This window comes from Calyptranema fuscum S582, from assembly GCF_055793305.1.
Genome location: NZ_JBSLYH010000093.1, coordinates 1 through 11,842, shown reverse-complemented (window position 1 = coordinate 11,842; position 11,842 = coordinate 1). Strand labels below are relative to the sequence as shown.

Annotated in this window: 4 protein-coding genes; all 4 read right to left on the bottom strand. The window is 48.3% G+C overall.

All coding sequences use genetic code 11. The features are described from left to right. A partial coding sequence (locus ACR6Z4_RS31410; RefSeq protein WP_479721262.1) for a PAS domain S-box protein occupies positions 1-2,148 on the bottom strand: 2,148 nt, incomplete at its 3' end. Positions 2,149-2,379: 231 nt separating this feature from the next. After that, on the bottom strand, positions 2,380-4,440 hold the full coding sequence (locus ACR6Z4_RS31405; protein WP_479721261.1) for a response regulator: 2,061 nt from the start codon (positions 4,438-4,440) through the stop codon (positions 2,380-2,382). After that, positions 4,437-9,053, bottom strand: a complete 4,617-nt coding sequence (locus tag ACR6Z4_RS31400; RefSeq protein WP_479721260.1) for a response regulator — start codon at positions 9,051-9,053, stop codon at positions 4,437-4,439. The genes ACR6Z4_RS31405 and ACR6Z4_RS31400 overlap by 4 nt, the downstream gene beginning before the upstream one ends. A gap of 867 nt (positions 9,054-9,920) precedes the next feature. Beyond that, a complete protein-coding gene (gene proB / locus ACR6Z4_RS31395; RefSeq protein ID WP_479721259.1) occupies positions 9,921-11,036 on the bottom strand; it encodes a glutamate 5-kinase in 1,116 nt (371 codons plus the stop codon). Positions 11,037-11,842: the final 806 nt, after the last annotated feature.

Sequence of the window (11,842 nt, the reverse complement as noted above, 5' to 3'; positions counted from 1 at the left end):
ATCCATCCCCGACAGCCCAGATCTCTGGCTCCCCATCCCTTCATCTCCCTTCATCCCTTCATCTCTCCCACTTTCCCACGCTTCACCTCTCCCACTCTCCATCCCTTCATCTTCCACTGCCGCTGCTCCATTGCCCTCCCATTTCCCTGCGGCTTGCCGTTCAACCGTGAGGGTAATCGTGCCATTTTCCGTAAACTTACAGGCGTTGCTGAGTAGATTGAAGAGATTTTGTCGGACTTTTGTCAGGTCAGCATACATCGACCCCAGATCGTCTGCGTGATTGATGACTAATGTATTATTATTTTTTGCTGCCAGGGGTTGAATGGTGCTGACGACATCGTGAATGACACTGGAAATGTTGAAAGTTTCCAGGTACAGATCCATTCGACCGGCTTCAATTTTCGACAGATCGAGAATGTCGTTAATCAACGCCAGCAGATGTCTACCGGCATTGTGAATCCGTTGTAAGTCGGGGATAAAATCATCTTGTTCTGAATCGATCGCCTCTTCTTGCAACATTTCGCTGTAGCCGATGATGGCATTTAAGGGGGTGCGTAGCTCATGGCTCATATTTGCCAGGAACTGACTTTTTGCCCGGTTTGCTTGTTCTGCGGCTTCTTTAGCTTTTTGGACAGTTTCAAGCTGCTTGCGTTCGGTAATATTGCGCAGATTAATGATGACTCCTCCCACCGATGGGTTGTCGAGCAGGTTGGTGCTAAATGCCTCCAAAATCAGCCAGGAGCCATTTTTATGTTTGAGTCGAAGCTCGAAGGGTGCAACGATGTCAGGTTTTTCTAAGCTCTGCTGAAACGCGATGGTTACCGAATCAATGTCTTCTGGATGAACCAGATCCAGGACGGGGCGATCGCGCAATTCATCTGGCTCATATCCCAAAATAGGTTTAATTGAAGGACTGCCATAGCGAATTTGACCCGCTTCATTCACGATCGCAATAATGTCAGATGCATGTTCAATTAACGATCGAAAATGCGCTTCACTTTGATGTAGGGCTTCCTTCGCTTGTTTTAATCCGTGTTCGCGATCGCGCACCTCAGCCGCCATTAGCTGAAAGGTTCGTGCCAGCATCCCCAACTCATCTTTTCGGGTAGCAACCCCTGCCAGATTTTCTAGTTCTATCCCTTCTACTTTCATGGCAGCCGCTGCCAGAGTCAGTTGAGAAATCGGCTCTGTAACCCGGCGTGCTAAAATCAACGATGCAAATAAGCCAATTGCCAAAATAAATCCAGACACGATGGCAGCTTGCTTAAAGCTCTCTTTCATCGCCGTGTTGATATGCTCTGTAGAGAGATAAATTAGTGTGGCACCACTAATTTCATTGCTTTCACCCCGAATCGGAACAATAATTTTGAACAAATTATCGTCCATATAACTGAGGGTTTCTCCTGTTTTCAGCACCGTTCGCAAACTGCCAATATCCCTGGCGTTATCCAGGCTCTGGGCTCCTCTGACACCCGAAGTCACCCCGCGTGCCAGATTGGTCAGGTTTTGATCAACAATGCGAATGGCGACGATGCTTTCGCTATCCAACAACTCATTCGCCATGCGGACTAAGCCAACTTGCTGCTGCAATTCCTGAAATAGATTGACCTCGTAGCCAATTTGGACGATACGGCGACGGTCAATGCCTGCCACACCGACATATTTAAAAATGCGGTCATCGATTTCGCGTCTGCGGGCGGATTGGATGACGATCCGTTCCTCGCCCGTCAAGAGGGGCCAAAATGCGCTGGCTTGCGGTTGTTTTGCAGGATCCGAATCAAACGTAAAGTCTACGTTGGGAATGTTGGTCAGGTAGGCGTGTCCGGTTTCATCGGTAATCCAAAATTCATCCAGGGCAGTGCGATCGCTGATTTCTCTGAGCTTCGCATTGATTTCGGCTGGGCTAAGCCCTGCTTGTTCGGCGATCGCGACTAAATAACTGGCAAGTGTTGCCTCAACCACCATGTGTTGATTGGTTTCAGCTTCTACCTCTATGGGAATCTGTTGCGAAAACCGTGCCATCCGCGCCAAAAATTGAGCGATGACAATGCCGTCGTGTTCGGTATGGGCTAGTGTTGCTCGTCGTGCACCCCACGTTAAAACAGCCGTTGTTACTAGCACTGTTGTTGCCAGTAAGGAAGTCACCATCAATAAGATTCTGACTCGGAGGTTCATGTTCAACAGTCCTTTCGTGAGACGCAGGAAAGCGATAGGGGGATGGGGGATAGGGGGAGAGAGGCAGGGATGGAGGGGTAAAGGGATGGAGGGTGGAGGGGTAAAGGGATGGAGGGATGGAGGGGTAAAGGGATGGAGGGATAAGGCGATGTTGACAGCTAATAGCTAACAGCTAACAGCTAACAGCTAATAGCTATTAGCTCCTTACTCTTTGCGAGAAATATAGGAAAGCACCAGATTGCGGATATCGTACAGAACGGTGGTAGAACAGGGGATATCGGGCTGAGTAGAGGATGGAGTGAGGTGGGCGAAGGGATAGGGTGATTTGGGAATGAAGTCTCGGGTCATGACGCTTACCAGAGGTAGCGATCGCCCGTCTGTGAACTGCTGAAGTTGGGTCAGGAAGTGGCAGTAATCGACATCAGGAATGGTTAGATCGAGAACAATGACATTGGGTTGAGTCGTTTCAATCTGATGCAACGCTGTGGACAAATCGTTGGCGACCGCAACTTGCCAGTTTGTTTTTGTCAGCGATCGCTCTAACACTTGTTGGGTAATCAAATCGGGCTGCACCAAAAGGACTTTTCCAGCCAGAGTGTCATGTTCGGCTTGAGGTTGATACGTCTGAAGTAGGGTGGTTAGACGCCTAAAATCGTGAGGTTTTGTCAAATAATCCACTAAGCCCAATGTCAGACCCGCGAGTTGGTTGCTGCTGTCGTCCGGTTGAATGGGCTGCATCATCAGCATCAAAACTGGAATATCTGCCAGACTGGGATCTGACTTCAAAGCAGCCAGGACTGCCCAGCTATCATGTTCGGGTGTAACCAGATCCAACACAATAAAATTGGGTCGCAGTTCTTTTGCCAACCGCAATCCTTCTTTGCTACCCCAGGTGGGCACCACCCTTAATCCTTCCTGGTTAAACATCTGCACCAGTAAATCTCTGACCGTGCGATGATCTTCGATCACCAGTATTAAACCCGGTTCCCCGGTGGTCGCTAATGTCTCTGGCAAGGGGGGGGCGATCGCACAGGTTTCACCCGCTGCTGGCGTTTGCTCTACGGCTGAAACGGTTGCCCACTGTTGTTGGAGTATGACATTTTCAGGCAAGGTCAGCGTAAACGTGGCACCTTGCTTGATGTCGCTATCCACAGCGATCGTGCCTCCTAAAATTTCACAATAACGATGGCTAATGGCTAACCCCAACCCTGTGCCTGCATATTTACGGGTGCTCGATTCATCAACTTGAGTAAATGCCTGAAAAATAGTTTCTTGTTGGTCTAGCGGAATACCAATGCCTGTATCCGATACTTGAAAAACAATAAAGTTGGGTGATTGTAGCGGTGTTGGATCAGCGGGCTGGCTCTCTTTCCAGCGCTTCACCGAAAGCGTAATGGTTCCCTGCTCAGTAAATTTAGCGGCATTGCTGAGCAAATTCCACAAAATTTGGCGAACTTTACGCAGATCAGAATACATCGTGCCCAGGTTCATGGCACAGTCCAGTTCTAGCGTGTTACCGTTTTCGGCGATCGCCAATTTGAGACTGCCAACGACTTCGTTCACCAAAAGTTTGATATCAAAGAACTCCAATGAGAGTTCGACTTTATCGGCTTCCAGTTTGGAAATGTCGAGAACGTCATTAATCAAATGCAGCAGATGGCTACCCGATTGATGAATTTTTTCTAAATCAGGTACAAAATCTCTCAGACCTTGCGATCGCGCATCTTCTTTTAAGATTTCGCTATAGCCAATAATGGCGTTGAGGGGGGTGCGCAGTTCGTGGCTCATATTCGCCAAAAATGTGCTTTTGGCACGATTGGCGGCTTCTGCGGCTTCCTTTTCGGTTTGCAATTGCCGTAAATAAGCTTGTTCTTGATCCCGCAGCCGTTTACGTTCTAAACACGCATTCAACCGCGCCTCTAAAAGCACCGGGTTAACGGGTTTAATCAAGTGATCTTCTGCGCCCAGCTCAATGCAATGGGCAATCCGATCCAGATCGTCAATGGCTGAAATCATTACGACTGGAATATGGTACAGCGTCGGATCTGCTTTGAGATATGCCAACAGCTGATAGCCACTCATATTGGGCATAACGATGTCTAAAAACACCAGATCAAACGCCTGCGTTTGCATCAGTTCTAAGGCTTGCTGCCCATCTTCAGTCACCGCAGTCATATAGCCCTGCTTTTGCAAATGGCGAGAAATGTAGAGTCGAGTTGCCAAGTCATCATCTACGACCAGAACGGAACCCCTGACGGGTTTCATGGTTTAGCCCCCTTAGCTCTGTTTTTTTGAAGTTGGATACACGTTAGAACTAAATCTCGAACTTCCTTAAGCAAATCATCTCGGCTGAATGCACCCTTTTGTAAAATTTGCTCGACATACCCATTGAGTCGCAGACGATCAGCAGGGGTTAAATCCATTGCCGTTACGACGACTATAGGGAGCGATCGCCATTGTGACTGTTGTCGCACACAATTAATAAACTGAAATCCATCCATCACAGGCATCATCAAGTCCAACAAAACCAAATCGGGTTGCACCGATGCGATTTGCTCCAGAGCAACTTGTCCATTCTCAGCCTCAGCAACTGACCAACCCTCCTTTTGTAAAATTCGGCGAAACATTTCTCGAATTGTGGCATCATCTTCGACAATTAGCACCTGCCCGACCTGTAAAGCAGCCTCTGGAGTGCGATCGGGGCGAAATTGCTGAAGTAACCCTGACAATCGTTTGTAGTCGATCGGCTTGGTTAAATAGTCAGAGGCACCCAACGTAAACCCCAGATTTTTATCATCCACAATGGTCATCACCACGACCGGAATATCTGACAAATCGGGATCTGCTTTTAGTCTAGACAAAACCGACCAGCCATCCATCTGTGGCATCAGCACATCTAAAGTAATGGCGTCGGGCTGCAAGTCTCTGGCATATCGCAACCCCTCTGCCCCAGTTGCCACGGTTTTCACCTCAAACCCTTCTCTTGATAGGTATCGTGCCATCAGTTCGCGAACCGTTGGGTCATCGTCAATCACCAGTATCAAGCACTTGGTTCGAGTGGCAGGGTTGGATAGATCCGTCGCATCAGCCAGTGTCAAGCGGTTATCTGCCTCGGGTTCGGGTTCTGCCGACTGAATCAGCACTTCCACCGGCAGCTGAATCGTGAAGGTTGACCCCTCACCCAATTGACTACTGACGGTAATATCGCCCCCCATCATCTGGCAGAATTTTTGGGTAATGGCTAACCCCAAGCCCGTTCCGCCATATTTACGTGTGGTCGAAGCATCTGCCTGGGTAAATGCCTGAAACACTTTTGCCTGTTGCTCTGAGGTCATGCCAATACCTGTGTCGGAGACTTGAAACACGATGGAGGGGTGATGGGATGGAGGGATGGAGGGATGGAGGGGTGATGGGATGGAGGGATTAAGGGATGGAGGGATGGAGGGATGATGGGGTGAGGGGACAGACAACTCTTCCACACTCCCACCCTTCATCTCTTCACCCGTTTCCCCACCCTTCATCTCTTCCACACTCCCACCCTTCATCTCTTCACCCATTTCCCCACGCTTCATCTCTTCACCCTCTATCATGCCTTCCCATCGCTCTACGGTCAGGGTGATTGTGCCTTTTTCGGTAAACTTGGCAGCATTACTGAGCAGATTCAGCAGGGCTTGCCGGACTTTGGTGAGGTCGGCGTGCATCGTGCCTAAGCGATCGCCCAGATGAATTTCCAAGCGATTCTCGTTTTTATCGAGCATGGGCTGGATCGTACTTTGGACTTCGGTAACTAAGTGCTTGATATCAAAGGTTTCCAGATAAAGCTCCATTTTGCCCGCTTCGATCTTGGAAATATCGAGGATATCGTTGATCAGCGCCAGCAGGTGTTTACCAGCTCCTCGAATTTTTTCGAGATCGGGGACAATATCGCTGTAACCAAAATCACTGGCATCTTCTTGCAGCATTTCGCTGTAACCAATAATGGCATTGAGCGGTGTGCGTAACTCGTGGCTCATATTGGCTAAAAACTGGCTTTTTGAGCGGTTTGCCTCTTCGGCAACTTCTTTTGCCCGATAGATCTCTGCTTCAGCTTTTTTGCGGTCTGTGATATCAAAAATCACACCATCCAACCACAACAGGTTTCCATCATCATCAAATACGCCCTGTCCTTTTTCGTAAACCCAGCGCAGGCTACCATCGGCACGCATCAACCGATATTCAATAATGTAGGGTTGCTTGGCAGCGAGGGCTACACTCACATGCTCGGCAATTTGGGCACTATCTTCATCGGGGATCAAGCTGGCAAAACTTAAAACACGGTTGTCGATAAACGCAGAGGCGGGGTAGCCCATCAAGTCTTCAACGGCATCACTGACAAATTCCATTGTCCAATAGGCATCGTTGGCGCAACGGTAGACCACACCGGGCAGGTTGTTGACCAAGGTGCGAAACCGTTCTTCGCGTTCTTTGAGGGCAGCTTCGGCTTGTTTGCGATCGCTAATATCTTCGACGGTACCTTCGTAATACAGCAGATTATTCTGGTCATCGCAGACTTCTAGAGCATTTTCAGAAATCCAAATAATGCTGCCATCCCGACGATAAACCTGAGACTCAAAATCAGAGACCGATCCGTGAGCCTGCATCTGCTGGATAAAGTCACAGCGACGGTCTGGCAACACATAGAGCTGATTTTCAATGTTCGTCAGTTCCTTCATCAAGCTGGCTGGAGAATCATACCCATAAATTTTTGCCAGGGCTGGGTTCGCGCTGATGTACAGACCATCAATCGTGGTTTGAAAAATTCCAGTGACAGAGTTTTCGAAAATACTTCGATATTTTTCTTCGGCTCGACGCAACCGCTGGTCACTTTCTTCTAACGCCAGCTCCGCTTGTTTGCGCTCGGTAATATCCATCGTGACGCCTGTCAGACGTAAAGGATTGCCCCCCGCATCCCGAATTAGTTTGCCTTGACTGGTGACCCATCGAACCCGACCATCGGGCAAAACGATGCGATATTCCGGTCGATAGTCTTCGTTGGTTTGCAGGGTGCGTAGTTGCGCTTGCTTGAGCTTAAGTCGGTCATCGGGATGGACACACTTAAAGAAATCTTCATAATATTTGCTAAAAGAACCGGGTTCTAAGCCAAATAAAATTTCTGCTTCGGCTGACCATTTTTCTTCTCCAGTTTGCACATTCCAATCCCATGCGCCCATATGAGCCGCATTGAGTGCCATCCGTTGGAGTTCTTCGCTTTGTCGCAGAGCTTCGGCAGCCTGTTTGCGTTCGATAAATTGCCCGATTTGGCTGCTGATGGTTGCAATCATTTTGAGTAAATCGGGATGGGATTTATGGATTCTACGACTGAAGAAGAGCAAGACGCCGATCAGGGTTTCGCCAGCAAAAATAGGAAATCCACAAGCGGTATGTAATCCTTTGTACGGAGCGATCGCCCCTGGGGGAACGCGAGGATCGGTTGCCAAATCGCTGATCCAAATCGGCTGACCTTGCTGCCAAACCCGATCTGCGAAGCCGGATCGTTGATCCCCAACACTCATTTCTTCGGGCTGCTGGGGCTGGAAAAATGGCAATGTGGGCTGAACCCAATGGGCAACTGGATTGAGCAACTCCGTTTCCGCGTCGAAATACCATAGTTCTCCCCTATCCCAGTGCAGACTTTCACAAACGACCTGCAAAATTTGGGGTGCGGCAGTGGCTAACGTTGCCGACTCTGCCAAAATCTGGGTGGTGCTATGCTGGGCACTCGATCGCAAATTTCCTCGTTTGCGCTCTACTAAACTGCGAGACAATGCGACAAAGATGTAAGTAACCGCGCCTAAAACCAGTAAGGCGAACAGCTCGACAAACAGCGTTTTGCGATTAAATTTATCGATGCGAGCGGACAATAACCCATCTAACTGATTAACGGTGATCTGCCACAGTTGAGAATTAGCGGCGATCGCATTTTGTGCCGCTGCATCATACTCTGCAAACGACAGGGTAATGGGGGTGGCTGTAATAATGTCGCGGTTAAGAATTTTTAGAAATGTTGTTGTATCGGTCACTGTCTGATGTAACGGTTCTGCCAACACAGGCTGAAGCGTGCCGGTTGGATTATTTCTAAATGCCACCGCCATGCCCTGACGCATATCATCCAGATTGGCTTGCAACAACCCGGCTAACACAATCAATCTGCCTTTTTCTTCAGGAGTAATAGCCTGTCGCCTGATAATTTCTTCGCCCAACAACCGGATTTGAGCCATTAGATCTTGACCTTCGGGCAATTTTAACAAAATTGCATCCATCAGATAATAACTATCTAGATCGGGATCCAGGATCAGGCTGGAGGTATTCCCAACCTGAGCAATCAGTGCCCGAATATCGACCAGCATCTGATTGTGCAATAGCTCTATGCGAAGGGCATTCGTTGGCGCATTCGGTAAGCCAATCGTTTGTTGGTTGAGAATCAACCATTCTTGCTGAAGCTGCTCGAACAGGTCAGTCGAGCCTAAGGTGCTGCCTAGCCGTTGCTCAACGACTGCAAGCTGTTTAAAGCTTTCATCAATTTGGCGTTGGTAGTGCAGCACTTCGTCTTGAGAAATGCGTTGGTTGGCATAGCGATACGCCAGCAGCTTACTTTGGGGCACCTGTTCGAGTAACCGTTGCATCGGACGCAGGTAAGCAGTACCCGCCATTTCATTGCGGGCAAGGTTTTTGCTGTGGTTAATCTCGCCAATCAGTTGATAAACGACGACGGCAAACGGCAGGATAAAAATTAACAGTAGAGCGACCAGATTGATCCGCTTTACCCGTTTAAGACGTTGATTCGTCCGATTTGAATCTCCAAGGGTGGGGGTGGAGCCTTCGCTCGGCTGATTTTCCATACGGAATTTCTCCAACGTTTTAATGACGCAAGCCTTTTAAGAGAAACAACATCAACAGCGATCGCACTCTTTCAGGTATTGATCTTCCAGTTATTGATACGACGATCATGATCTTCCATCAGAGTGTTCTGCTAGATGGCATTCATGAAATGATTTTTGTGGCACGGGCGTCGCCCGCGCCACAAAAATCGTTATTTTTTTAAGACTGCCTAATTTCATTCCAGGATTTAGCCCTGCCCAACCCCTGCATTGAACCAAGGAGCATGACGTGAATCGAATCGACAATTTCTGGATAAAAGCACGGTGACGCCGCGCTTTCATCCAGAAACGTCTGAGTTTTATTTTGGTTGTGATCCTTGTAGTGCGTCGCGCTTACTTAGACGAGTCTCACCTGATTAGCGGTTTACCTTAAAACATTTAAAAACGTGTCATGTATAGCGGTATTGCTGAATCCTGGTATGACTTTGAATGTGAAACCGAAGGTTGCGCATTCAAAGTCATACCCAAAACCAGTAACGTCCATCGATAGCAGTTGTCAGAGGAGACATCAGCGACTATAAAGGAAAGCCCTTAACAGAAGAGTCATCTCCTAAACCCGACTCATCGTCATACCAATTTGAACGATTTTTTGGCACACCGAAGTTCAGGAGGGGCTTGGCACTGCCAAGCCCGTACAGAGATCCGTCATGCTCTCAATTCAAATTGGTATCAGTAGGGCAATCTGCTGGGACAGATCAACCCTGAATTTGATCGTCAACATTACAAGATAGAGTGTTCTTATAATTCCCAAATTCTCCGTATTATTACGATCTTTCTTTAAATTAGTGTTGCCCGAGCGAAGTCAGCTAAACCGATAACGCTGGCGATTTAAGAGGCGCTCAACACTAGATTGTCTCGATGAACCACCGTTTCTTCGCCCATATAGCCCAAGATTTTGGGAATATCATCGGAGTGGGCACCCCGAATTTTTTGCAACTCGGTGCTGCTGTAGTTGACGATGCCTCTGGCAATTTCGTGCCCTGTGCGATCGCACAGTTGCACTGCATCGTGACTTTGGAATTCTCCTTCGACTTCCGCAATGCCAGCCGCTAACAGCGATTTTCCGCCTTCACAAATTGCTTTGACTGCTCCTGTATCTAGATACAATTTTCCGGCAGCCACTAATCCGTGGGCAATCCAGCGTTTTCGCGCATTGACAGGTTGGGGTTGGGGTTCAAACTGGGTGCCCAACGGTTCGCCCTGGAGGATCTTCTCAATATTCCGGGGCGATCGCCCTTCTGTAATTACCGTACGCACTCCTGCCGTCGTAGCAATTCGAGCGGCTGCAATTTTGGTGACCATGCCACCTGTGCCCCAATTGCTACCGCGATCGCCCACCGAAATATTGAGCGCTTCCAATTGATCAATTTTATCCACCAGGCTAATCGGCTCGGCATCAGGATAAAAGCGGGGATCAGCCGAATAAAGGCGATCGACATCGGTTAGCAAAAACAGCCAATCGGCTTCCACCAAACTGGCAACCAATGCCGACAACGTATCGTTATCGCCAAATTTCAGCTCATCCACTGCCAATGTATCGTTTTCATTGACGATAGGAATTACACCCAGTTTTAACAATTGCCGAAACGTGCGGTATGCATTGACATAGCGGCTGCGCTGCACCAGATCATCCCGTGTTAGCAAGACCTGAGCGATCGGCTGTTGCATTGAGGTAAACAGGTCATCGTACACTCGCATCAACCGTCCCTGACCCACCGCCGCAACCGCTTGCTTCATGGCGATCGTTTTAGGACGCTCCGTCAACCCCAGGCGGGCACACCCCACCCCCACCGCACCAGACGACACCAAAACCACCTGATGCCCTTGATGGCGCAGGTGGCTTAGCGTTTCCACCAGAGATGCGATCGTTGAGAGGGCAAGATAGCCACTTTCAGGCTGAGTCAGACTCGAAGTACCGATTTTAATAACCAGAGTTTGGGACATCTGTAGACAGAAAAAGATTCAACTATAGCGATTTATATGCGTTGTAAACCTGGGCAGTGATGAAAAAGCCTTGCTCCGCAAAGCTTTTTCATCGCCCCCTGGCTCAACTTAAGCGCAAGAATTCAGCAATCCGGAAAACTAGACTATGACCATATTGCAACGATTTGCAAACCCTGTCTAATACAGAGCCGATATTGAGTAAATAGGGATGGCGATCGCTTCCGTCTATTTTCAACGAGCTCCTTCAATTGCCCACAACTGCAAAGCGCCGATCCCCTTTTTATCGGGAACCAGCGCCTCACATAGGTATTCACATTGATTTATAAGCTAGGGTCTTTATATTGGTGACCCCATTTAATCTGTATTTAGAATCCCATGGATTTTCAAACCTGATTAATTTCATAAGGTTTTCTTTATATTCTTCTCGTTTTGTAGTTTTACCTTAAGAAAGATTAAGTCCTATCAGTTTTGCACCCTCCATCCCTTCACGCTTTTATTCGGTAGTCCCAGAAATATAATGATTTTTTGTGGCGTAGGCGTCACCCGCGCCACGAAAAATCATCACATGCATACTACGGCTCTTTATTCTTTCACCCTTCTGTTTTCCCTTGCTCACCCAAAAAGGTGATCCATGAATCACTCTCTTAGGGGACACAATCGTGTGAAGTGAACCCGTTTATCCCTACCGTATTCTTAGAAGTATGAACAACGCATCGTACTGCCTGGTAGGGGGGCTACCGGGCTTTTTTTTGGAAATTTTTAGAATTTGTAGGAGCGATCGCCACCCTAATCAAGATTGAGATGGG

Bases quoted from the DNA above. Each gene is read 5' to 3' on its own strand.
- ACR6Z4_RS31405 (WP_479721261.1), bottom strand. From the start codon at position 4,440: ATGAAACCCGTCAGGGGTTCCGTTCTGGTCGTAGATGATGACTTGGCA.
- ACR6Z4_RS31400 (WP_479721260.1), bottom strand. From the start codon at position 9,053: ATGGAAAATCAGCCGAGCGAAGGCTCCACCCCCACCCTTGGAGATTCA.
- proB (WP_479721259.1), bottom strand. From the start codon at position 11,036: ATGTCCCAAACTCTGGTTATTAAAATCGGTACTTCGAGTCTGACTCAG.